Here is a 22,756-nt window from a genome sequence, read left to right on the forward strand (position 1 = left end):
GTCCCGACCGGAATGCGGCCGCTTCCCCAGGGGGATGGCAACATGATTTTTCCCCAAGGCGTCGTTCAATTTTTTTGAGTTTTCTTCTCCTCGATCCAAATCCAATCTGCGCGCGGTTCGGGTTCGCCGGAACCGGTCGCCGGCCAGGATCACCCCGGCGACCGGCGGCGCGCGCGGCGGAAGGTCCGGGCCCGCGGCCTTGGACTCTTCGTCGCCCGCGTGTAGAAGCCGGCCGATCCCAGTGACTTACTTCCGCACCGGCGCTCCGTCGGGCGGTCTTCCGACAACCCTGAGGCCATCATGAGCGTGGGCACCGCCGCCAACTCCCGGTCCAACTCGTTCTTCTCCGCGTCGCTGTCCGACGTCGATCCGGAGCTCGCCGGCGCGGTGGCGCAGGAGCTCGGTCGCCAGCAGCACGAGATCGAGCTGATCGCCTCGGAGAACATCGTCTCCCGCGCCGTCCTCGAGGCGCAGGGCTCGGTGCTCACCAACAAGTACGCCGAGGGCTATCCCGGGCGCCGCTACTACGGCGGCTGCGAGTTCGTCGACATCGCCGAGACCCTCGCCATCGAGCGCGCCAAGCGCCTGTTCGAGTGCGGCTTCGCCAACGTCCAGCCGAATTCCGGCTCGCAGGCCAACCAGGCCGTCTTCATGGCCACCATGCAGCCCGGCGACACCTTCCTCGGCCTCGACCTCGCCGCCGGCGGCCACCTCACCCACGGCGCGCCCCCCAACGTCTCGGGCAAGTGGTTCAAGCCGGTCTCCTACACCGTGCGCCGCGACGACCAGCGCATCGACATGGTCGAGGTCGAGCGCCTCGCCCACGAGCACAAGCCCAAGGTCATCATCGCGGGCGGGTCGGGCTATCCGCGCCACTGGGACTTCGCGAGGTTCCGCGAGATCGCCGACAGCGTCGGCGCGGTGTTCTTCGTCGACATGGCCCACTTCGCGGGCCTCGTGGCGGGCGGCGCGCACCCCTCGCCGTTCCCGCACGCCCACGTCGTGACGACGACGACGCACAAGACGCTGCGCGGCCCGCGCGGCGGCATGATCCTGACCAACGACGAGGCGCTGGCCAAGAAGCTCAACTCGGCGATCTTCCCCGGGCTTCAGGGCGGTCCCCTGATGCACGTGATCGCCGGCAAGGCGGTGGCGTTCGGCGAGGCTTTGCGGCCGGAGTTCAAGCTGTACGCGCGCCAGGTGGTGGAGAACGCCCGGGCGCTCGCCGACACGATCATCGCGGGGGGCTACGACATCACGTCGGGGGGGACGGACAACCACCTGATGCTGGTGGACCTGCGGGCGAAGGACCTGACCGGCAAGGCGGCGGAGGCCGCGCTTGGCCGGGCGGGGATCACCTGCAACAAGAACGGGGTGCCGTTCGACCCGCAGAAGCCGACGATCACCTCGGGCATCCGTCTCGGCACGCCGGCGGCGACGTCGCGGGGGTTCGGGGTGGCCGAGTTCAAGCGCGTGGGCGAGCTAATCGTGCAGGTTCTGGACGGGCTGCACCGGGCCGGCGAGGGCGGGGATGCGGGCCTCGAGGGCGAGGTCAAGCGCGAGGTCGTCGCGCTCACCGACCGCTTCCCGATCTACGCCTGAGCTGTGAGCGCTTGATCTCCCGGCTTCCCCTTCCGCCGGGGGCGCTCTAGAACACGCCCCTTCCGGGGCCGGTCCCGCGCGGGACCGGCCCCTTTTTCGTCACGAGAGGAACGGGCGGCCGATGCGGTGCCCCTATTGCGGCGGCCTCGACACGCAGGTGAAGGATTCCCGCCCGAGCGACGACAGCTCGGCGATCCGGCGCCGGCGGATCTGCCCGGATTGCGGCGGCCGCTTCACCACCTTCGAGCGGGTGCAGCTGCGCGAGCTGATCGTGGTCAAGCGCTCGGGCCGCAAGGTGCCGTTCGACCGCGACAAGCTCCAGCGCTCGGTCGAGACCGCCCTGCGCAAGCGCCCCGTCGAGGCGGAGCGGATCGAGCGCCTGGTCAGCGGCATCACCCGCCGGCTCGAGAGCACCGGCGAGGCCGAGGTGACGAGCGAGGCGATCGGCGAGGCGGTGATGGAGGGGCTGAAAGGTCTCGACGACGTCGCCTACGTGCGCTTCGCCTCGGTCTACAAGAATTTCCGCGAGGCCCGCGACTTCGAGGAGCTGCTCGGCCACCTCGCGGCCGGCGCGGCGCAGGCCGCTCCCACCGACGGACCCGTGCCGGCCGACGAGGCCCCGCCGGCCCGGCGCCCGCGGAGCCGCGCGTCGTGAGCGGCGGCCCCAACCGGGACGAGGCCGACCGGCGCTACATGCGCCTCGCCCTCGCGCTCGGCCGGCGCCATCTCGGCCAGGCCTGGCCGAACCCGTCGGTCGGTGCCGTGCTGGTCGGCGGACCTCCGGGCGCCGAGCGGATCCTGGCGCAGGGCGTGACGCAAGCAGGCGGCCGGCCCCATGCCGAGCGGGTCGCCCTCGCGGCGGCCGGCGAGGCGGCGCGCGGCGCCACCCTCTACGTGACGCTCGAACCCTGCTCGCATCACGGCCGCACCTCGCCTTGCGCCGACGCCACCATCGCGGCGGGCGTCGCCCGGGTGGTGAGCGCGATGGACGATCCCGATCCCCGGGTCGCCGGCCGCGGCCACGCCCGGCTGGCGGAGGCCGGCATCGCGGTCTCGGTCGGGCTGATGGGCGGGGAAGCCGCGCGCGACCAGCGCGGGCACGTGTCGCGGATCACCCGCGGCCGCCCCGCGGTCTTCCTGAAGCTCGCCCGCACGGCGGACGGGTACGCGGCGGGCGGGGAGGGGCGGCTGATGATCAGCGGCCCGCGCGCCAATGCCGAGATCCACCTCCAGCGAGCCCATTGCGACGCGATCATGGTCGGCGTCGGCACGGTGCTGGCGGACGATCCCCAGCTCACCGTGCGCCTGCCCGGAATGGCGGCGCGCTCGCCGCTTCGGATCGTCCTCGACCCGTGTCTCCGGACACCGCCGACCGCCGGCCTGGTGCGCACCAGCGCCGCCGTGCCGACCCTGATCCTCGCCGGTCCGCAAGGCTCGACCGAGGCGGCCGACGCCCTGGGCGCGGCGGGCGCCGAGGTGCAACGGGTGCCGGTCACCGCGGACGGGCGCATCGACCTGCCGGCGGCCCTGCGCTACCTCGGCGCCCGCGGGTTGACCCGGGTCTGCTCGGAGGGCGGCCCGACGCTCGCCGACGCGCTCGCTCGCGACGACCTCGTCGACGAGTGCCTGCTCGTCACCGGCGACTGCGTCCTCGGCCAGCCCGGCCTGCCGGCGGTCGGCCCGCACCTCGCCGCCCGCCTCGCCTCCGCGGACTTCGCGGTCGCGGAGGAGGTCCGGGTCGGCACCGACCTCTTCACCTGCCACGCACGGAGCCCGTAGATGTTCACCGGCCTCGTTTCGGATGTCGGCCGCGTCGCCGCGGTCTCCGGCGATTCCAAGCTGAAGCGCATCGCCATCGACTGCGCCTACGATCCCGCCGGCATCCTGATCGGCGCCTCGATCGCCTGCTCCGGGCCCTGCCTCACCGCCGTGACGGTGACGAAGCGGGACGGCGGCTGCACCTTCGAGGTCGACGCCGCCGCCGAGACCCTGGCCCGCACCACGGTCGGCGAATGGGTGCCGGGCCGGCGGGTCAATCTCGAGCGCTCGCTGAGGATCGGCGACGAGCTCGGCGGCCACCTCGTCACCGGCCACGTCGACGGGCTGGCCGAGATCGTCGCCCGCGAGCCGGTCACCGCCAAGGTCGACGATGTCTGGGCGCCGAGCGAGCGCTTCGTGCTGCGCGCGCCGGCACACCTGTCGCGCTTCATCGCCGAGAAGGGCTCGGTCTGCCTCGACGGCACCTCGCTCACCGTCAACGGCGTCGAGGGCGACACCTTCACGGTGCTGCTGATCCCCCACACGCTCGCCGTCACCACCTGGGGCGAGCGCCGGGCCGGGGACCGGCTGAACCTGGAAGTCGACCTGATCGCCCGCTACGCGGCGCGGCTGACCGAGGCGCGGGCCGCGGTCGCCGGCTGACCATGGGTCAATCGGGGCGGTCCGGGCGCGAGAGTCGCACCGCGAAGAAGTCCGCCAGCGCCTCGACCTTCGCCGGGCGCGCCTGCGCGCTCGGGGTGACGAAGGAGAGCGCGCCGCCCGGCAGGTGCCAGCCCGGCAGCAAGGCCTCCAGGCGGCCGTCGGCGAGGTATTCGGCGGCGATGAAGTCCGGCAATTCGGCGATGCCGGTCCCGTCGAGCAGCACCGGCAGGAGCGCGTCGGCGTTCGTCACCCGCAAAGGGCCGGACGGAACCACGGTCGCCTCCGCGCCGTCCGGTCCGGCGAACCGCCAAACGCCGCGCCGGGCGCGGTAGGCGTAGCCGAGGCAGTGCCCGGGCTGGAGGTCGTCCGGACGGGCGGGCCAGCCGTGACGGGCGAGGTAGCTCGGCGCCGCGACGACGACGGGCGTGACCGGCATGAGCCGGCGCGCCACCAGCGCCGAATCCGGAAGCGCCGCGATCCGCAGGGCGGCGTCGAATCCCTCGCCGACAAGGTCGACCGTCGCGTCCGAGAGGTGCAGGTCGACCGCGATCTCCGGATAGAGCCGGAACAGGTCCGGCAGCAGCGGCGCGACCCAGCGCAGCCCGAACGACATCGGCACCGCGAGCCGCACGATGCCGCGCGGCCGGCGCGCGAGTTCGCGCGCCGCATCCTCCGCGCCCTGCGCCTCGCGGAAGGCGCGCGCGGCGCCCTCGACGACCCGCTCGCCGAACTCGGTCAGGGCGAGCCGGCGCGAGCTGCGGTTGAACAGCCGCCCGCCGAGCCGCGCCTCGAGGCGGCTCACCGCCCGCGAGACGGTGGCGACCGACACGCCCGCGGCCCGCGCGGCGCCCGCGTAGGAGCGCTCCTCCGCGACCTTGGCGAAGAGCGCCAGCCCCTCGAAATCCGGCAGCCTCGACATCGACGGATCCGCAACGATGGTTTGCGGACGTTGCCGTATCGCAAGAACTAACTGGGGTCCATGGTGCGGCCACCCACCCGAACGGGAGTGACCAGGATCATGACGGGCAAACTCACCGACAAGGTCGCCGTGGTGACCGGCGGCACCAGCGGCATCGGCCTCGCCACCGCCAAGCGCTTCGCGCAGGAAGGCGCCCGCGTCTTCGTGACCGGCCGGCGCCGGGCGGAGCTCGACCGGGCCGTCGCCGAGATCGGCCAGAGCGCGAGCGGTCGAGCTGCCACCGGCGTGCAGGCCGACGCCTCGAAGCTCGCCGACCTCGACCGGCTCTACGCGCAGGTGCAGGCCGAGGCCGGCCGCATCGACGTGCTGTTCGCCAATGCCGGCGGCGGCGCGATGCTGCCGCTCGGCGAGATCACCGAGGCGCATTACGAGGACACGTTCGGCCGCAACGTGAAGGGCGTGCTGTTCACCGTGCAGAAGGCGCTGCCGCTACTGGCGCCGGGTGCCTCGGTGATCCTGACCGGCTCGACGGCGGGCACGGAGGGCACCCAGGCCTTCAGCGTCTACGCGGCCTCGAAGGCGGCGGTGCGGGCGCTCGCCCGCAACTGGATCCTCGACCTCAAGGGGCGCGGCATCCGGGTGAACACGCTGAGCCCCGGCGCGACGCGGACGCCCGGCCTCGTCGACCTCGCCGGCCCGGACGCAGCCCAGCAGCAAGGGCTTCTGGACTACCTCGCTTCCCGCATCCCGATGGGACGGGTCGGCGAAGCGGACGAGATCGCCAGGGCGGCCCTGTTCCTGGCTTCCGACGATGCGAGCTTCGTCAACGGGATCGAATTGTTCGTGGATGGCGGGCAGGCGCAAGTCTGAGCGCGCCGCCGGAATGAGCGACGAGGCCGCCCGGTTTCCCTGGCGGCCTCGCCCGACGTTCGCAAGCCGCAACGAGAATGGTCGTGCCGATCAGCTATGCGCCAGGATCGCCAGCAGCAGCAGGGCGATGATGTTGGTGATCTTGATCGCGGGGTTCACCGCCGGGCCGGCGGTGTCCTTGTAGGGGTCGCCGACGGTGTCGCCGGTCACCGCGGCCTTGTGGGCGTCCGAGCCCTTGCCGCCGTGGTGGCCGTCCTCGATGAACTTCTTGGCGTTGTCCCAGGCGCCGCCGCCCGAGGTCATCGACACCGCGACGTAGAGGCCGGTGAGGATCACGCCGAGCAGCATCGCGCCGACCGCCGCGAAGGCCTGGCCCTTGCCGGCGATGGCCTGGATCACGAAGAACAGCACCACCGGCGACAACACCGGCAGCAGCGAGGGGACCACCATCTCCTTGATCGCCGCCTTGGTCAGCATGTCGACGGCGCGGCCGTAATCGGGCCGCTCGGTCCCCTGCATGATGCCGGGCTTCTCGCGGAACTGGCGGCGGACCTCCTCGACCACGGCGCCGGCGGCGCGGCCCACCGCCGTCATGGCGATGCCGCCGAACAGGTATGGGATCAGGCCGCCGAGCAGCAGGCCGACGACCACGTACGGGTTCTGCAGCGAGAAATCGACGGTGACGCCCTGGAAGAACCGGTACTGGGTCGGGGAGGCGTTCTTGATGAAGTAGTTGAGGTCCGAGGTGTAGGCGGCGAACAGCACCAGCGCGCCCAGGCCTGCCGAGCCGATGGCGTAGCCCTTGGTGACCGCCTTGGTGGTGTTGCCGACCGCATCGAGCGCGTCCGTCGACTTGCGCACCTCCTTCGGCAGCCCCGCCATCTCGGCGATGCCGCCGGCATTGTCGGTGACCGGCCCGAAGGCGTCGAGGGCGACGACGACGCCGGCGAGCGCCAGCATGGCGGTGACCGCGATGGCGATGCCGAACAGGCCGGCGAGCGAGTAGGTGACGATGATGCCGGCGACGATCACGATCGCCGGCAGCGCGGTCGATTCGAGCGAGATCGCCAGGCCCTGGATCACGTTGGTGCCGTGGCCGGTGACCGAGGAATGGGCGATCGACTTGACCGGCCGGTAGTTCGTTCCGGTGTAGTACTCGGTGATGACGACGATCAGCGCCGTGATGACGAGGCCGGCCACTGCGCAGAGGAACAGGCCGAGCGAGGTGAAGCTGTCGCCGCCGGTGGTGGTGAAGCGGGTCGAGAAGCCGCCGAACATCACGAGGTTGAGGCCCGCGATGGCGACGATCGAGAGCGCGCCGGCGCCGATCAGCCCCTTGTAGAGCGCGCCCATGATCGACTGGTTCGAGCCGAGCCGCACGAAGAACGTGCCGATGATCGAGGTGATGATGCAGGCCGCCCCGATCGCCATCGGGTAGATCAGCATCGTCTCGAGCACGTTGCGGCCACCGACATCCACCTGGCCCGAGAAGAAGATCGCCGCCAGCACCATGGTGGCGACGAGGGTGACCGCGTAGGTCTCGAACAGGTCGGCGGCCATGCCGGCGCAATCGCCGACGTTGTCGCCGACATTGTCCGCGATGGTGGCGGGGTTGCGCGGATCGTCCTCGGGAATGCCGGCCTCGACCTTGCCGACGAGGTCGCCGCCGACGTCGGCCCCCTTGGTGAAGATGCCGCCGCCCAGCCGCGCGAAGATCGAGATCAGGGAGGCGCCGAAGCCGAGGGCGACGAGCGCGTCGATCACCTCGCGGCTCGACGGGGCGAGGCCCGCGAAACGGGTGAGGTAGGTGTAGTAGAGCGCGACGCCGAGCAGCGCGAGGCCGGCCACCAGCATGCCTGTGACGGCGCCCGACTTGAACGCCACCGAGAGGCCGGCGCCGAGCGACTGCGCGGCGGCCTGGGCGGTGCGCACGTTCGCCCGCACCGAGACGTTCATGCCGATGAACCCGGCGACGCCCGACAGGACGGCGCCGATCAGGAAACCGATCGCGACCTTGAGCCCGAGGAACCAGGCGAGGAGCACGAACAGCACCACGCCGACCGCCCCGATGGTGGCGTATTGGCGGCGCAGGTAGGCCTGGGCGCCCTCGGCGATCGCCCCGGCGATCTCCTGCATGCGCTGCGTGCCGGCGTCGCGCCGCATGACGTCGTTGATCGTGACGATGCCGTAGGCGACGGCGCAGAGGCCGCCCAGGATGATGAGCAGGAGTGCGGTCATTCTACCGTCCTTGATTGTCGGGCATTCCCGCGACGTCGGACGGCCGAGATGGCGAGCGGCCGTTTTTCGCGCGACGCGGGCCTCCCTCCCTTGTGAGCGGGCCCGCGCGCCTGCGCCGATCCGCCGCCTAGTCGTGCCAAACTTCCCACCCGAGCGCAAACGCTCCCAAGCTTCGTCCGCTTGAGACTTTCGGCGCCGGGGGTCGGGCTTTCGGGGCGGCTCAGAAGTGGCTGAACGATCCGGAGCGGAAGCTGCGGGCGGTGCCGTCGGCCGCGCGGAAGACCGGCGGGGCGCCGCCCTCCGTCACGGTGCCGATCTCGGTCAGCGGCACGCCGGCCTTGAGGGCGGCCTCCCGCAGCGCCGGCACCTGCGCCGGATCGGCGGCGCACAGGATCTCGTAATCGTCGCCGCCGGTGAGCGCGGTGTCGAGGCGGGCGCCGGCCGCCAGGGCCGCCCGGGCCGCCTCGGAGAGCGGGACCGCCTCGATCTCGACCTCGGCGCTCAGGTCCGCGGCCCGCATCATCTTGGCGAGGTCGCCGACGAGCCCGTCGGAGACGTCCATCGCCGCGCGGGCATGGGCGCGCAGGGCCGGCGCGAGGGCGAGGCGGGCCTGAGGATGCAGGTAGCGGTCGACGAGCGCCGTGCGCGCCGGGAACGAGAGCGTCCCGCCCCAGGAGGCGGCCGGCTTCTGCCGCAGCTTGAGGCCGAGCGCCGCGTCGCCGATGGTGCCGGAGACGAGCAGGCGGTCTCCGGCCTTCGCCGCGCCCCGCCGCACCATCGTGCCGGCCGGAACCTCGCCGAGGGCGGTGATGCCGACGAGCGTCGCGCCCGCCGCCCGCACGGTGTCGCCACCCAGCAGCGGGCAGCTCGCCAGCGCCGCGGCCTCGCTCAGGCCGGTGCAGAACTCGGCGAGCCAGGGCTCGTCCCACTCGTCGCTGAGCGCGAGGGTGAGGAGGAAGCCCCGCGGCTCCGCACCCTTGGCGGCGAGGTCGGACAGGTTCACGCCGAGCGCCTTGCAGGCGATCGAGGAGGCAGGATCGTCGGGAAAGTAGTGCACGCCGGCCACCACCGCGTCGGTGGTCAGCACCAGGTCGTGGCCCGGGCTCGGGGTCAGCAGCGCCGCGTCGTCCCGCAGCGACAGCCCGCCCGCGCCGGCGAGCGGCGCGAAGTAGCGGGCGATCAGCTCGTCTTCGGTCGGGCGGGGCAGGTCTGGGGGGGCCATCGCGGAGGGTCTCGCGGCGGGAACGGGCAGAACCGGGATCGGCCCGAACCTTAGCCGACAGCTAGAGCCCAGGGCGGCGCCTGCCGCAACGGTCTAACGGGAAAACCCGGAAAATTATCCGTGACATCCGCATCGTTTCGCGGCCGCAGCGGCGAGACGCCCGGCGGTGGACGACCAACGCGGGCGCAATCTCGGCCTGCACGAGCGCAATCTCGGCCTGCGCGAGCGCAATCTCAGCTCGCGCGAGCGCCCTTGGCGGCGGAGCCCTTGGTGAAGTCGTCCGGCCGCACCGCTCGGCCGACCTTGTCGAGCACCGCGTTGACGAGGCCGGGCTCCTCGCCCTCGTAGAAGCTGTGGGCGACGTCGACGTATTCCGAGATCGCGACCTTCACCGGCACGTCGCGGCGGAACATCACCTCGTAGGCGCCGGCCCGCAGGATCGCCCGCACCACCGCCTCGAGGCGGCGGAGCGGCCAGCCGGCGGCGAGCGCCGCGTCGAGGCGCTGGTCGATCGCCCGCTGCTCCTCGACGACCCCGCGCAGGAGGTCGCGGAAGAAGGCGGTCTCGGCCGGCGGGTGCTCGACCTCGTCGATGACCTGGCCGATCCAGAACGCCTCGAACTCGGCGAGGGCGTCGATCACGCCCTTGCCGGAGATCTCCATCTCGTAGAGGGCCTGGACCACCGCGAGGCGGGCGCCGCTGCGCTCGGCGGGCTTCATCTCACTCGGACTCCGGGTTGCGGCGGGGGGTGAAGCCGATGGTGCGGTCCTGGCGGCCCGCCTCCTCGGCGCGGCGAAGCGCCAGCACCGCGAGGGCGGCCTCGGCGGCACCGCCGCCCTTGTTCATCTCGGCGACGCGGGCGCGGGCCTGGGCCTGGGCCTCGGTCTCGACGGTGAGGATGCCGTTGCCGAGCGGCAGCCGCAGGCCCACCGAGAGGTCCATCAGCGCCCGGGCGCTCTCGCCCGCGACGATGTCGTAGTGCCCGGTCTCGCCCCGGATGACGCAGCCGAGCGCCACCACGGCGTCGTAGGGCTTGCGGGCGCGGGCCGCCGCCTCGAGCAGGATCGCGACGGTCTGGGGGATCTCCAGCGCGCCCGGCACCGTGACGACCACGGCCTCGGCCTCGGCGGCCTCGATCGCGGCACGCGCCCCGGCGAGGAGCTCGTCGGCGATGTCCTCGTAGTAGCGGGCCTCGACGACCAGCACCCGGGCTCCGGTGAGCCGGGGAAGGTCGGCTCCGCTGTCGCGGCGTGGCGTGACCATGGCGAAACTTCTTGCATCTCGAACGGGCGCCGGCGCGAGCGCGCGGCCGAACGGCCTCGCTGCGATGCGTCACCGGCGGGGGAGGGGAGCACTAGACCGAAGCGGGCCCTCCCACAAGGGCGCGCGCATCCGCAGATCGTCGCTCCTTGCCAACCGACGACAATCCGGTCATCCCGGGCTCCGGAGCCGGGCCATCAGACCTGGCGGCAGAACCTGGCCGCGAAGAACCTTCGCCACAACCAGAACAGCCCGGGAGGGGACAGCCGTGACGACCGACATCGAAGCCCGCACCATCAGGCGCATCAGCTGGCGGCTGATCCCGTTCCTGATCGTCTGCTACTTCATCGCCTATCTCGACCGGGTCAATGTGGGCTTCGCCTCGCTGACGATGAACCGGGATCTCGGCATCTCGGCCACCGCCTACGGCCTCGGCGCCGGGCTTTTCTTCATCACCTACTTCATCTTCGAGGTGCCCTCGAACCTCGCGCTCGAGAAGTTCGGCGCGCGGCGCTGGATCGCCCGCATCATGCTGAGCTGGGGCGTGATCTCCGGCGGCATGGCCTTCATCGGCGGCGAGACCAGCTTCTACATCATGCGCCTCCTGCTCGGCGCGGCCGAGGCCGGCTTCTTCCCGGGCATCATCTTCTATCTCACGCTGTGGTTCCCGGCCGCCTACCGCGCCCGCATCGTCTCCCTGTTCATGGTGGCGATCCCGCTCTCGAGCGTCATCGGCTCGCCGATCTCCGGCCTGCTGCTCGAGATGGACGGCGTGCTCGGCTTCAAGGGCTGGCAGTGGCTCTACGTGATCGAGGCGCTGCCGGCGGTGGTGCTGTCGGTGATGACCTACTTCTACCTCACCGACCGACCGGCCGACGCCAAGTGGCTCGCCGCCGACGAGCGCGCCTGGCTCGAGCAGACGCTCGCCGCGGAAGCCGCCCGCAGCCCGCGCCAGGGCCACGTGCCGCTCACCCAGGAGATCCTCAACCCGCGGGTGCTCGCCATCGCGGTCGTGTATTTCGGCGCCGTCGCGCTGCTCTACGCCTTCGGCTTCTTCCTGCCGCAGATCTTCAAGGGCTTCGGGCTCACCAACGCCCAGACCGGCTTCCTGATGATCATCCCGTACGCCGTCGGCACCGTCGGCATGCTGTGGTGGGGCAAGCGCTCGGACGCCAAGCGCGAGCGGCGCTACCACCTCGCGGCGGCGCTGGCCTGCGCCTCGCTCTGCACCATCGGGGCGGCCCTCGTGGGCGATCCGATCGTCAAGGTCCTGCTGTTCTCGGGCGCCGCGCTCGGCATCTTCGGGGCGCTGCCGATCACCTGGACGCTGCCGACCGAGACCCTGTCGGGGGCGGCGGCCGCCGGCGCGATCGCGGTGGTCAACTCGATCGGCAACCTGTCGGGCTTCGTCGCGCCCTACGCCGTCGGCGCGATCAAGGACTGGACCGGCAGCTTCACCGGCGGCCTGCTGCTGATCGCCTGCGCGGGCATCGTCGGCATGATCACCGTGCTGCGCCTGAGCCACACGGGCGCACCCGCGGCCGCCGGTCGCGTCGGCGCCCCGGCCGAATAGGCCGTCGGCGATGCACCGGGACGACCCGGGCGGTCGTCCCGGTGCATCGCAACACACTCCCGGGAAATCTGGAATTCCTCCGGATCGGGACCGCTTTTCGCCCTTTATTCCGGGGCTTGGCCGTGCAAGAGAGCTACCCGCGCGGCGACGCCCGGTCGCATTGCCGCCACGAGCGGGGAGGTGCTTCGGTCCGGCAGGATCGGGGAACCAGAACCCCGCCGACCCTTTCCAGCGGGCCTCCACGCCGTTTCGCCGCGCCCGGCGGCCCGCGCCGTCAACGATTTCTCGGGAGAGCCGGAACTTGGCCACCACCGCCGCCCCCTCCGATGCCGCGCATCCCCACGGGACGACCCGCCGGGACTTCCTGTTCCTCGCCACCGGTGCGGGTGCCGTGGTCGGGGCCGCCGCTCTGGCCTGGCCCTTCGTCGCCTCGATGGCGCCCGACGCCGAGACGATCGCCGCCGGCGCTCCCATCGACGTCGACCTGTCGCCGATCGCCGACGGGCAGATCGTCAACGTGTTCTGGCGCGGCAAGCTGATCTTCGTGCGCCACCTCACGGAGAAGGAGGTCGCCGACATGAAGGCGGTCGCCCCCGCCGGCATGATCGACCCGGCGCCGTTCCTCGGCCGCGTCAAGGACGGTCACGAGCGCTGGCTCGTCGCCTACGGCAACTGCACCCATCTCGGCTGCGTGCCGATCGCCAACGCCAACGGCCACGAGGGCTGGGGCTGCCCCTGCCACGGCTCCCAGTTCGACGCGGTGGGCCGCGTGACCCGCGGGCCGGCGCCGATCAACCTGCCGATTCCGCCCTACGCCTTCCAGGGCGACACCAAGGTCCGCATCGGCGAAGGCGCCACCGCCTGAATCCGCCGATCGTGAAGCAACGCCAGACGCGGGCTGCCCCATGAGCGCACACGCCACCACCTACGTTCCCAAGAGCCGCATCGCGAAGTGGTTCGAGGCCCGGCTGCCGATCGTCGGCCTGGTCCATTCCTCGTTCATCGCGTTTCCGGTTCCCCGTAACCTGAACTACTTCTGGACGTTCGGCGCGATCCTGATCGTGATGCTGGGCTCCCAGATCATCACCGGCGTCTGGCTGGCGATGCACTACCAGCCCTCGGCCACCGAGGCGTTCAACTCCGTCGAGCACATCATGCGCGACGTGAACTACGGCTGGCTCCTGCGCTACATGCACGCCAACGGCGCGTCGATGTTCTTCATCGCGGTCTACGTGCACATGTTCCGCAACCTCTACTACGGGTCCTACAAGGCCCCGCGCGAGGTGCTCTACATCCTCGGCGTGATCATCTACCTGCTGATGATGGCGACCGCGTTCCTCGGCTACACCCTGCCGTGGGGTCAGATGTCGTTCTGGGGCGCCACCGTCATCACCAACATCCTGGCGGCGATCCCGATCGTCGGCGACACGATCCAGAGCCTGCTCTGGGGCGGCTACTCGGTCGGCAACCCGACCATCAACCGCTTCTTCTCGCTGCACTACCTCCTGCCGTTCATGATCGCCGGCGTCGTCGTCCTGCACGTCTGGGCGCTGCACGTCACCGGCCAGAACAACCCGACCGGCATCCCGATCAAGACCGGCAAGGACGCCGTGCCCTTCACCCCCTACGCGACCATCAAGGACGTGTTCGCGGTGGTGGTGTTCTTCGTCTTCTTCGCCTACTGGATCTTCCTGCAGCCGAACTACCTCGGCCACGCCGACAACTACATCCCGGCGAACCCCGCCGTGACGCCGGCGCACATCGTGCCCGAGTGGTACTTCCTGCCCTTCTACGCCATCCTGCGCGCGGTGCCCGACAAGCTCGGCGGCGTGATCCTGATGTTCGGCGCGGTGATCATCCTGGCGCTGGCGCCGTGGCTCGACACCTCGCGGGTCCGCTCGGCCAACTACCGGCCGATCTACCGCCAGTTCTTCTGGGTCTTCATCTTCTGCTGCTTCCTGCTCGGCTGGCTCGGCTCGAAGCCCCCGGAGGGCGGCTACGTCCTGGCCTCGCGCCTGGCCACCTTCTACTACTTCGCCCACTTCCTGATCGTGATGCCGCTGGTCGGCCTCTTCGAGACCCCGAAGCCCCTGCCGGGTTCGATCCTCGAGAGCGTCACCGGCCCGGGCAAGCAGGTCGGCTCCTCCGGCATCCCGGCCGGCGCCGCCGCCGCTCCTCCGACCAAGGGCTGATTGATGCCCCGGGCGGGCGGATGCTCCAGGCATCCGCCCGCCCCTTAATCGCGATGAAGCACTAACGACGCCGCAAGGGGCATCGAGGGGAATGATCAGAACACGCGCTCTCTTGGCCGCCGCTCTCGCCGCGATCCTGTCGGTCGGCGCCGCCTCGGCGGAGGAGCATGGCCCGCTGCCGCACCGCGAGAAGTGGACCTTCTCGGGGATGTTCGGCACCTTCGACCAGGCGCAGCTGCAGCGCGGCTTCCAGGTCTACCGCGAGGTCTGCTCGAACTGCCACAGCCTGAGCTACATCCGCTTCCGCAACCTCGAGCAGGAGGGCGGGCCCGACTTCTCCGCCGCCCAGGTCAAGGCGCTGGCGGCCGAGTACAAGGTCAAGGACGGCCCGAACGATTCCGGCGACATGTTCGAGCGGCCCGGCCGCCCGGCCGACAAGATCCCGGCGCCGTTCCCGAACGACCAGGCGGCGGCCGCCGCCAACGGCGGCAAGGCGCCGCCGGACCTGTCGCTGATGGCCAAGGCCCGCACCTTCGCCCGCGGCGGCCTGTGGTTCATCGTCGATTGGCTGCCCTTCGTCGGCTACACCGAGCAGGGCCCGGACTACATCCACGCCCTCCTCAACGGCTACAAGGAAGAGCCGCCGAAGGACGTGACCGTGCCGCCGGGCGGCCACTACAACGAGTACTATCCGGGCCACGTCATCGCGATGCCCAAGCCCCTCAGCGACGGTCAGGTGACCTACGCCAAGGGCGCGAACGGCCAGCCGGTCGTGCCGGAGACGATCGACCAGTACTCGCGCGACGTGACCGCCTTCCTGATGTGGACGGCCGAGCCCCACCTCCTGGCGCGCAAGTCGCTGGGCCTGCGGGCGCTCCTGTTCCTCATCGTGCTGGCCGGCCTGCTCTACTACGTGAAGAAGAAGATCTGGTCGGACGTCGGCGGCGAGACGCACGGGCTGCAGCCCGAGTTGCACAAGACGCACTGACCTCACGCATCCAACTCGTGCAGAGGCCCCGCAAGGGGCCTCTTTTCGTTACAGGAGAATCCCCATGGCGAAGGCCGTGCTCGGAGTGATCGGCGGGTCGGGCGTCTACGACCTGCCCGGGCTGGAGGACGTGCGCGAGGAGGCGATCGCCTCGCCCTGGGGCGAGCCCTCGGACGCGCTCCGCATCGGCCGCATCGGCCAGACGCAGGTCGTGTTCCTCGCCCGGCACGGCCGCGGCCACCGGCTCTCGCCCTCGGGCATCGATTACCGCGCCAACATCGACGTCCTGAAGCGCGCCGGCGTCACCGACATCGTCGCGCTCTCGGCCTGCGGCTCGTTCCGGCAGGAGCTCTATCCGGGCCTGTTCGTGCTCGTGGACCAGTTCGTCGACCGCACGGTCGGCCGGACCTCGTCGTTCTTCGGCAACGGCTGCGTTGCCCACGTCTCGATGGCGCACCCGGTCGGCCCGGGGTTGCAGGCCCGCATCCTCGCCGCGGCGGAGGCCGAGGAGATCGCGGCGAGGAAGGGCGGCACCTACGTCTGCATGGAGGGGCCGCAATTCTCGTCCTACGCCGAGTCGCTGACCTACAAGGCGCAGGGCTACGACGTGATCGGCATGACCAACATGCCGGAGGCCAAGCTCGCCCGCGAGGCCGAGATCACCTACGCGACGATCGCGATGGTGACCGACTTCGATTGCTGGCACCCGGAGCACGACGCCGTCGACGTCGCCGCCGTGGTGGCGGTGGCCCGCGCCAACGCCGCCAAGGCCGCCCGCCTGGTCAGCCGCCTCGCCCGGGACTTGCCCCCTGAGCGCGAGCCCTGCCCGGCGCGCTCCGACCGGGCGCTTGACGGCGCCATCATGACGGCGCCGAGCCACCGGGATCCGGCGCTGATGGCCAAGCTCGATGCGATCTGCGCGCGGGTGCTGGCCGACATTCGATAGGAAGCTGCCGTTTCTTGGCGGATATGCAGTCGATTCTGTATGCGGGGAGCGCTCGATCCAACGGTGCTCTTCGCCGCTCCTTAACGGTCGCGCGTCTCGTCTTGCTGAGTCTCCATATAATTGCGTAAAACCTCGTTCATTCGCGCGGAGTAGTCCGATCCATTGCGCTTGAAAAACTCGACGACATCTTGGTCGAGAGTCGCATGGATTGCAGTCTTTCCGCTGGGTGCGTAAACTGACGCGTTGATCCAGTGGCTTTCATCAGTGGCTGGATTGTCCTCGTCCTCCGTTGCGATCCGCTCGATTTCATCGTCCGGCATTGCGCGGAGCGCGGCCCAATTCGTTCGGCCGGCCGGTGCTTTAGCTGCTTTGCTGTCTGGCATGGTACGTTCTCCTTTCCTTCCTGCTCGCGAGGCGTGCCGAAATAATTCTGTTCCTCGGCGGGCGTGGCGTGAACGTGATGCTCAAGAGCACCCCGCCGAGTTCGACCAGCATATTGAAACGTCGCTCGCCGTAGGGTTGCCTGCTATCCTCTGCGACGAGTGCGAAGCGTCCATCGAAGGCATCCGCCAAATCGGCGAAATCGATTCCGCGCTGCTCGACGTTGCGCGCATTCTTGAGATCGGCCCACTCCGTTGTCTCGTTCTCGCCCATGCTCACGGCTGTGTGATGGTTTGCCCACGAACGGGCTAAAATCGACGAACGATCGTAGCAGCCACGGCCTATGACGGCGAGCGTTGCTGGCTCGAGGAGATGCGCATCCGTGCCGAGAGGGTCGTCCCATGGTCGCGGTGCCCTGCCGTTTGCCTTGGGCACGATTGCGGCCTTCTCAGCCCTATGAGGTTTGTACGACCTCCGGCGTGATCCCGCTCCCTTCCGATGGCGCAAGGGTATAATGCCCGGATCACCCCTGGCGTTTCCGCGGGCTGCCTTTTAACAAGGCAGCCCGTTTCCCGTTGGCGACCCACACCCGCGATGATCGAGACCACCCCCCGCGCCGGCCGCGTCGACCGGCGCACCGCCGAGACCGACGTCAGCGTCGCCCTCACCCTCGACGGCACCGGCAAGGCCAGCATCGCGACGGGCGTCGGCTTCCTCGACCACATGCTGGAGCTGCTGGCCCGGCACGCCCTGTTCGACCTCGAGATCAAGGTGACGGGCGACCTCCACGTCGACCAGCACCATACCACCGAGGATTGCGGCATCGCGCTCGGCCAGGCCTTCGCCCGGGCGCTCGGCGACAAGCGCGGCATCCGCCGCTACGCCGACCTGCACCTGCCCATGGACGAGGCACTGACCCGGGTCGCCGTCGACATCTCCGGCCGGCCGTTCCTGGTGTTCCGCACCGAGTTCGCCCGCGAGAAGATCGGCGTCTTCGACACCGAGCTGGTGCGGGAGTGGTTCCAGGCCTTCGCGATGAATGCCGGCATCACGCTCCACGTCGAGACGCTGTACGGCGACAACCAGCACCATATCGCCGAGAGCTGCTACAAGGGGCTGGCACGTGCCTTGCGGCACGCGATCGAGGTCGATCCCCGCGAGGGCGGCCGGGTGCCCTCGACGAAGGGCTCGCTCTGAGGTTGCAGAACGTCGAGCAAGACACCGAGCAAGTCGGCGATCCCGACCAGACGGATCCCGGGGAGACCGGATGACCACCTACACCCTGCACGTCCCCGACGAGGTCGATCCCGGCGAGCCGGAGGCGCTCGACCGCGCCAAGCTGGTGCCCGACGCCTTCGTGTGGCCGGCCTTCTGGTTCTCGGCCCTGTGGTTCTTCTGGCACCGTCTCTGGCTCGCCGGGATCGCGGTGCTGGCAGTCGAGATCGTGGTCTGGGCACTCGGCCTCGCCCTGGGGTTGAACCCGGTCGCGGGCTTCGTCATCGCGGTGCTCCTATCCTGGCTCATCGGCCTCGAGGCCTCGTCCCTCAGGCGCTGGACCTATGCCCGCACCGGCCGCCCGATCCGCGACGCCGTGACCGCGTCCGACGCCAAGGAGGCGGAGGTGAAGTTCGTCGCCCGCTGGCTGCGGGAGGAGGGCGCCCGCCTCGGCACGACGCAGGCGCCCCGCCCCGCGACGCCGGCGAGCGTCCGCGCCGAGAGCCCGGCTCTTGGCCTGTTTCCGGAGGCGCAGAGCCCCCGGTGAGCGCCGCAACCACTCGCACATCCGTCCCGTTGACCCAGATCACCGCGACCCGGGAGGACTTCCGTTGAGCGCGGACACCGTCGCCATCATCGATTACGGTTCCGGCAACCTGCACTCGGCCGCCAAGGCCTTCGAGCGCGCCGCCCGCGAGAGCGGCACCGGGGCCCGCATCGTCGTCACCTCCGACCCCGCGACCGTGGCGGCGGCCGACCGGGTCGTGCTTCCCGGCGTCGGCGCCTATGCCGATTGCCGGCGCGGGCTGGATGCCGTCGCCGGCATGGTCGAGGCGATGACCGAGGCGGCGCATGGCCGCGGCCGGCCGTTCCTCGGCATCTGCGTCGGCATGCAGCTGCTGGCGAGCCGCGGCCTCGAATACGAGGTCACGCCCGGCCTCGGCTGGATCCCCGGCGACGTCGCGCCGATCCGGCCGTCGGACCCGGGCCTGAAGGTGCCACATATGGGCTGGAACACGCTTCAGGCCCGCCGGTCCCACCCGCTGCTCGAGGGCATCCCGACCGGACCGCAGGGCCTGCACGCCTATTTCGTCCACAGCTACGCCCTGAGCCCGGCGGAGCCCGACGACGTGGTGGCGAGCGCCGATTACGGCGGTCCGGTCACCGCCATGGTCGCCCGCGGCACCATCGCGGGCACCCAGTTCCACCCGGAAAAGAGCCAGACCCTCGGCCTCCGGCTGATCGGCAACTTCCTGCGCTGGCGGCCCTGAGGGCTGCCGCCACTCCTGACCCCTCAAGCCTTGCGGTGACGACGCGTGATCCTGTTTCCGGCCATCGATCTCAAGGAAGGGCGCTGCGTCCGCCTCGTGCAGGGCGACATGGCGCAAGCGATCGTCTTCAGCGACGACCCGGCGGCGCAAGCCGCGACGTTCCAGGAGCAGGGCTTCCCCTGGCTCCACGTGGTCGATCTCGACGGCGCCTTCGCGGGCGCCCCGATGAACGCCGCGGCGGTCGACGCGATCCTCGCCGCGGTCGAGATCCCGGTCCAGCTCGGCGGCGGCATCCGCGAGATGCGCACGGTCGAGGGCTGGCTCGCCAAGGGCGTCAGCCGGGTCATCATCGGCACCGCCGCGGTGAAGGACCCAACCTTCGTGCGCGAGGCGGCGCGCCGCTTCCCGGGCAAGATCGCCGTCGGCATCGACGCCAAGGACGGCAAGGTCGCGGTCGAGGGCTGGGCCAAGACCTCGACGGTCACGGCGGAGGAACTCGGCCGCCGCTTCGAGGATGCCGGCGTCGCCGCGATCATCTACACCGACATCGCCCGCGACGGCATCCTCAAGGGCCTCAACATCCCGATGACGCTGGCGCTCGCCCAGGCGGTGAAGATCCCGGTCATCGCCTCCGGGGGGCTCGCCTCGATTGAGGACGTGCACCGCATCCTGGAGCCTGATTGCGCGGGCCTCGCCGGCGCCATCACGGGACGCGCGCTCTACGACGGCCGGATCGACCCGAAGGAGGCGCTCGCCGCCATCGCCCGGGCGAAGGCGGCGCAGGGCAAGGGCGCTTGAGGACCAGATCCGGTCGACGGCTTGAGGCGTATGGGACCGTCTCGTGATAGGATCGAGACGGCTCAATCCAGAGGCGTGAGACGAGCGTGACCGCCGCGACCCGTAAATCCAAGCCTGCCGCGGCACGGCCGACGCCTGGGCCTGCAACGGTGTATGACGACGACTTTTACGGCTGGGCGATGGAGCAGGCCGCGGCCCTGCGCGCCGGCAACCTCTCGACCCTCGACCGTGAGAACCTGGCCGAGGAGATCGAGAGCTTGGGCCGTTCGGAATTGAGCAGTCTCGTCAGCGCCTGGCGGGTCGTGCTGCTGCACATGCTGAAATTCGACTGCCAGCCCGAACGGCGCACCCGAAGCTGGGCGCTGTCGATCCGCGATCAGCGCGACCAGGCGGCCGATGTTCTCGCCGACAGCCCTGGCCTGAAATGCCGCCTGGATGAGGCCATGGCCCGTGCCTATCGGGGGGCCAGGCTCGATGCCTCGCGGGAGACCGGTCTCCCGCTGCGGACGTTTCCCGAGACATGTCCCTACACGCGCGACGAGATGCTCACGCGCGATTTCCCCATCGACTCGAACTCCTGAAACGGCGCCCGTGCTCAAGACCCGCATCATCCCCTGCCTCGACGTCAAGGACGGCCGCGTCGTCAAGGGCGTGCAGTTCCTCGAGCTGCGCGACGCCGGCGATCCCGTCGAGGCCGCCAAGGCCTATGACCGCGCCGGCGCCGACGAGCTCTGCTTCCTCGACATCACGGCGAGCCACGAGGCCCGGGGCATCCTGCTCGACGCGGTCAGCCGCACGGCGGAGGCCTGCTTCATGCCGCTCACCGTCGGCGGCGGGGTGCGCAAGGTCGAGGACATCCGCACCCTGCTGCTCGCCGGGGCCGACAAGGTCTCGATCAACACCGCGGCGGTGAACGATCCCGACCTCGTCGCGCGGGCGGCGGAGAAGTTCGGCGCGCAGTGCATCGTCGTGGCGATCGACGCCAAGCGCGTCTCCGGCGAGGGCGAGCCGGCCCGCTGGGAGATCTTCACCCATGGCGGCCGCAAGCCCACCGGCATCGACGCGATCGAGTTCGCCCGCCTCGTGGCCGGGAAGGGGGCGGGCGAATTGCTGGTCACCTCGATGGACCGCGACGGGATGCGCTCGGGCTACGACATCGGGCTGACCCGGGCGATCAGCGACGCGGTCAACGTGCCGGTGATCGCGTCCGGCGGCGTCGGCGGCCTCGACGACCTCGTGGCGGGCGTGCGCGACGGCGGGGCGAGCGCGGTGCTCGCCGCCTCGATCTTCCATTTCGGCCAGCACACGGTCGGCGAGGCCAAGGCTCACATGGCGGCGGCGGGGCTCGCGATGCGGCTCGATCCGACGCCCTGACTCTTCGGCAATCAGTGCGGGACATGCTGCGGGTTGCCGCTTGACCGCTCGGCACCCCCGGCCCCAGGGTTCACCCGCAACACCAACGGCCGCCGCATGACCTCCTTCACCCTCGCCGACCTCGACCGCATCGTCCGCGAGCGGGCCGCCGCCTCGCCGGAGGAATCCTACACGGCGAAGCTCGTCGCCGGCGGGCCGGCGCGGCCGGCCAAGAAGCTCGGCGAGGAGGCGGTCGAGGCCGCCATCGCGGCGGTGCAGGGCGACCGCGACGGGCTGAAAGCCGAGGCGGCGGACGTGCTCTACCACCTGCTGGTGGTTCTCAGGGCCGCGGAGGTGCCCCTGGAGGCTGTGATGGCGGAGCTGGAGCGGCGCACGGCGCAGAGCGGCATCGCCGAGAAGGCGGCGAGGAGGCCGGCATGACCGAGGCCGGCATGAACGGCAGCCGCGTTCCCGGCGCGCTCCAGGGCAGCGGCGCCGCGGAACTCGCCGCCTCCCTCGACGAGGCGACCGACCACCTCTCGCCCTACCGGGTCTTCGCCCGCGAGGAATGGGCGCACCTGCGCGCCGATACCCCGCTCACCCTCACCGCCGAGGACGTGATGCGGCTGCAATCGCTCAACGATCCGATCTCGCTCGAGGAGGTCATCGCGATCTACCTGCCGCTGTCGCGGCTGCTCTCGCTCTACGTCGCGGCGACGCAGGGGCTGTTCAAGGCGACCCAGCGCTTCCTCCTCGCCGAGCGCGAGGTGAAGGTACCCTACATCATCGGGGTCGCCGGCTCGGTCGCGGTCGGCAAGTCGACCACCGCCCGGGTGCTGAAGGCGCTGCTCGCCCGCTGGCCCAACACCCCGAAGGTCGACCTCGTCACCACCGACGGGTTCCTGTTCCCCAATGCCGAGCTGCAGCGCCTCGGCCTGATGGAGCGCAAGGGCTTCCCGGAGAGCTACGACACCCCGACGCTCCTGCGCTTCCTCGCCGACATCAAGGCCGGCAAGCGCCAGGTCGCGGCGCCGCTCTACTCCCACCTCGTCTACGACGTGGTGCCGGGGGAGAACACGGTGGTCGACCGGCCCGACATCCTGATCGTCGAGGGGCTGAACGTGCTCCAGCCCGCCCGCCTGCCGCGGGACGGCACCGCGATCCCCTTCGTCTCGGACTTCTTCGACTTCTCGGTCTACCTCGACGCGCACGAGGACGACCTGCACCGCTGGTACGTCAACCGCTTCCTGCGCCTGCGCAACACCGCCTTCCGCGATCCGCTCTCGTACTTCCGCAAGTATGCCGAGATCAGCGAGGAGGAGGCGCTGACCACCGCCGACGGCTTGTGGAACCGCATCAACCTCCTGAACCTGCGCGACAACATCGTGCCGACGCGCCAGCGCGCCAGCCTGATCCTCGCCAAGGGCGCGAGCCACCGCATCGAGAGCGTGGCGTTGCGGCGGCTGTAGCGCCGCCGGTTGACCGTCCTCCCATCCCCCGCCAGCAT

General features: G+C 70.6%; 25 protein-coding genes. 18 read left to right on the plus strand and 7 right to left on the minus strand.

The window, feature by feature from the left end; translation table 11 throughout:
- The first annotated feature begins 300 nt into the window (after window positions 1-300).
- The 4 genes from glyA (at window position 301) to DK419_RS11505 (ending at window position 4,023) form a co-directional block, all read left to right on the plus strand.
- On the plus strand, window positions 301-1,602 hold the full coding sequence (glyA, locus tag DK419_RS11490; RefSeq protein WP_109959194.1) for a serine hydroxymethyltransferase: 1,302 nt from the start codon (window positions 301-303) through the stop codon (window positions 1,600-1,602).
- Window positions 1,603-1,723: 121 nt separating this feature from the next.
- Window positions 1,724-2,257, plus strand: coding sequence for a transcriptional regulator NrdR (nrdR, locus tag DK419_RS11495; protein WP_109959195.1), 534 nt, complete (start codon window positions 1,724-1,726; stop codon window positions 2,255-2,257).
- Between the two features lie 38 nt (window positions 2,258-2,295).
- Window positions 2,296-3,381: a bifunctional diaminohydroxyphosphoribosylaminopyrimidine deaminase/5-amino-6-(5-phosphoribosylamino)uracil reductase RibD gene (gene ribD, locus DK419_RS11500; protein ID WP_109962255.1), complete on the plus strand. Its 1,086-nt coding sequence runs from the start codon at window positions 2,296-2,298 to the stop codon at window positions 3,379-3,381.
- Complete coding sequence (locus DK419_RS11505; RefSeq protein ID WP_109959196.1) at window positions 3,382-4,023, plus strand: riboflavin synthase; 642 nt, start codon at window positions 3,382-3,384, stop codon at window positions 4,021-4,023.
- A 7-nt stretch (window positions 4,024-4,030) separates the two neighbouring features.
- On the opposite strand, the gene DK419_RS11510 is transcribed toward DK419_RS11505, so the two are convergent.
- Window positions 4,031-4,942: a LysR family transcriptional regulator gene (locus tag DK419_RS11510; RefSeq protein ID WP_109959197.1), complete on the minus strand. Its 912-nt coding sequence runs from the start codon at window positions 4,940-4,942 to the stop codon at window positions 4,031-4,033.
- 99 nt (window positions 4,943-5,041) lie between these two features.
- Between DK419_RS11510 and DK419_RS11515 the strand changes: the two genes are divergently transcribed.
- On the plus strand, window positions 5,042-5,812 hold the full coding sequence (locus DK419_RS11515; protein ID WP_109959198.1) for an SDR family NAD(P)-dependent oxidoreductase: 771 nt from the start codon (window positions 5,042-5,044) through the stop codon (window positions 5,810-5,812).
- Between the two features lie 90 nt (window positions 5,813-5,902).
- Here the strand turns inward: DK419_RS11515 and DK419_RS11520 are convergent, their stop codons facing one another.
- The 4 genes from DK419_RS11520 to ribH all read right to left on the minus strand — a co-directional run bounded on the left by DK419_RS11520 (window position 5,903) and on the right by ribH (window position 10,535).
- Window positions 5,903-8,050 (minus strand): sodium-translocating pyrophosphatase, encoded by a 2,148-nt coding sequence (locus DK419_RS11520; RefSeq protein WP_109959199.1) that lies wholly within the window; start codon window positions 8,048-8,050, stop codon window positions 5,903-5,905.
- 220 nt (window positions 8,051-8,270) lie between these two features.
- A complete protein-coding gene (gene thiL, locus DK419_RS11525; RefSeq protein WP_245442915.1) occupies window positions 8,271-9,272 on the minus strand; it encodes a thiamine-phosphate kinase in 1,002 nt (333 codons plus the stop codon).
- A gap of 233 nt (window positions 9,273-9,505) precedes the next feature.
- Entirely contained in the window at window positions 9,506-9,991 is a 486-nt protein-coding gene (gene nusB / locus DK419_RS11530) for a transcription antitermination factor NusB (protein WP_109959200.1), read from the minus strand.
- Between the two features lies 1 nt (window position 9,992).
- Complete coding sequence (ribH, locus tag DK419_RS11535; protein ID WP_109959201.1) at window positions 9,993-10,535, minus strand: 6,7-dimethyl-8-ribityllumazine synthase; 543 nt, start codon at window positions 10,533-10,535, stop codon at window positions 9,993-9,995.
- Window positions 10,536-10,800: 265 nt separating this feature from the next.
- On the opposite strand from ribH, the gene DK419_RS11540 reads away from it, so the two are divergent.
- The 5 genes from DK419_RS11540 to DK419_RS11560 all read left to right on the plus strand — a co-directional run bounded on the left by DK419_RS11540 (window position 10,801) and on the right by DK419_RS11560 (window position 16,231).
- Window positions 10,801-12,105: an MFS transporter gene (locus DK419_RS11540; protein WP_109959202.1), complete on the plus strand. Its 1,305-nt coding sequence runs from the start codon at window positions 10,801-10,803 to the stop codon at window positions 12,103-12,105.
- A 301-nt stretch (window positions 12,106-12,406) separates the two neighbouring features.
- Window positions 12,407-12,970, plus strand: a complete 564-nt coding sequence (petA, locus tag DK419_RS11545; protein WP_109959203.1) for a ubiquinol-cytochrome c reductase iron-sulfur subunit — start codon at window positions 12,407-12,409, stop codon at window positions 12,968-12,970.
- 40 nt (window positions 12,971-13,010) lie between these two features.
- Window positions 13,011-14,297: a cytochrome b gene (locus DK419_RS11550; protein WP_109959204.1), complete on the plus strand. Its 1,287-nt coding sequence runs from the start codon at window positions 13,011-13,013 to the stop codon at window positions 14,295-14,297.
- 91 nt (window positions 14,298-14,388) lie between these two features.
- Complete coding sequence (locus DK419_RS11555) at window positions 14,389-15,285, plus strand: cytochrome c1 (protein WP_109959205.1); 897 nt, start codon at window positions 14,389-14,391, stop codon at window positions 15,283-15,285.
- A 64-nt stretch (window positions 15,286-15,349) separates the two neighbouring features.
- Entirely contained in the window at window positions 15,350-16,231 is an 882-nt protein-coding gene (locus tag DK419_RS11560) for an S-methyl-5'-thioadenosine phosphorylase (RefSeq protein ID WP_109959206.1), read from the plus strand.
- Between the two features lie 80 nt (window positions 16,232-16,311).
- Here the strand turns inward: DK419_RS11560 and DK419_RS11565 are convergent, their stop codons facing one another.
- Window positions 16,312-16,614, minus strand: a complete 303-nt coding sequence (locus tag DK419_RS11565; RefSeq protein WP_109959207.1) for a BrnA antitoxin family protein — start codon at window positions 16,612-16,614, stop codon at window positions 16,312-16,314.
- On the minus strand, window positions 16,592-17,047 hold the full coding sequence (locus DK419_RS29420; protein ID WP_245442916.1) for a BrnT family toxin: 456 nt from the start codon (window positions 17,045-17,047) through the stop codon (window positions 16,592-16,594). The genes DK419_RS11565 and DK419_RS29420 overlap by 23 nt, the downstream gene beginning before the upstream one ends.
- Before the next feature lie 159 nt (window positions 17,048-17,206).
- On the opposite strand from DK419_RS29420, the gene hisB reads away from it, so the two are divergent.
- The 8 genes from hisB to coaA all read left to right on the plus strand — a co-directional run bounded on the left by hisB (window position 17,207) and on the right by coaA (window position 22,718).
- Complete coding sequence (gene hisB / locus DK419_RS11575) at window positions 17,207-17,809, plus strand: imidazoleglycerol-phosphate dehydratase HisB (protein ID WP_109959209.1); 603 nt, start codon at window positions 17,207-17,209, stop codon at window positions 17,807-17,809.
- A 70-nt stretch (window positions 17,810-17,879) separates the two neighbouring features.
- The gene (locus tag DK419_RS11580) at window positions 17,880-18,374 is read left to right on the plus strand and encodes a DUF2628 domain-containing protein (RefSeq protein WP_109959210.1); all 495 of its coding nucleotides are present in this window, start codon (window positions 17,880-17,882) and stop codon (window positions 18,372-18,374) included.
- 64 nt (window positions 18,375-18,438) lie between these two features.
- Window positions 18,439-19,098 (plus strand): imidazole glycerol phosphate synthase subunit HisH, encoded by a 660-nt coding sequence (gene hisH, locus DK419_RS11585; RefSeq protein WP_109959211.1) that lies wholly within the window; start codon window positions 18,439-18,441, stop codon window positions 19,096-19,098.
- 45 nt (window positions 19,099-19,143) lie between these two features.
- A complete protein-coding gene (gene hisA / locus DK419_RS11590) occupies window positions 19,144-19,896 on the plus strand; it encodes a 1-(5-phosphoribosyl)-5-[(5-phosphoribosylamino)methylideneamino]imidazole-4-carboxamide isomerase (protein ID WP_109959212.1) in 753 nt (250 codons plus the stop codon).
- An 86-nt stretch (window positions 19,897-19,982) separates the two neighbouring features.
- On the plus strand, window positions 19,983-20,477 hold the full coding sequence (locus tag DK419_RS11595; protein ID WP_245442917.1) for a DUF29 domain-containing protein: 495 nt from the start codon (window positions 19,983-19,985) through the stop codon (window positions 20,475-20,477).
- A gap of 10 nt (window positions 20,478-20,487) precedes the next feature.
- On the plus strand, window positions 20,488-21,270 hold the full coding sequence (hisF, locus tag DK419_RS11600) for an imidazole glycerol phosphate synthase subunit HisF (protein ID WP_109959213.1): 783 nt from the start codon (window positions 20,488-20,490) through the stop codon (window positions 21,268-21,270).
- Between the two features lie 96 nt (window positions 21,271-21,366).
- Window positions 21,367-21,690, plus strand: a complete 324-nt coding sequence (locus DK419_RS11605; RefSeq protein ID WP_109959214.1) for a phosphoribosyl-ATP diphosphatase — start codon at window positions 21,367-21,369, stop codon at window positions 21,688-21,690.
- Entirely contained in the window at window positions 21,687-22,718 is a 1,032-nt protein-coding gene (coaA, locus tag DK419_RS11610) for a type I pantothenate kinase (RefSeq protein ID WP_425352649.1), read from the plus strand. The genes DK419_RS11605 and coaA overlap by 4 nt, the downstream gene beginning before the upstream one ends.
- The last annotated feature ends 38 nt before the right edge of the window (window positions 22,719-22,756 follow it).

The sequence above is a fragment of the Methylobacterium terrae genome, from assembly GCF_003173755.1.
GTDB lineage: Bacteria > Pseudomonadota > Alphaproteobacteria > Rhizobiales > Beijerinckiaceae > Methylobacterium > Methylobacterium terrae.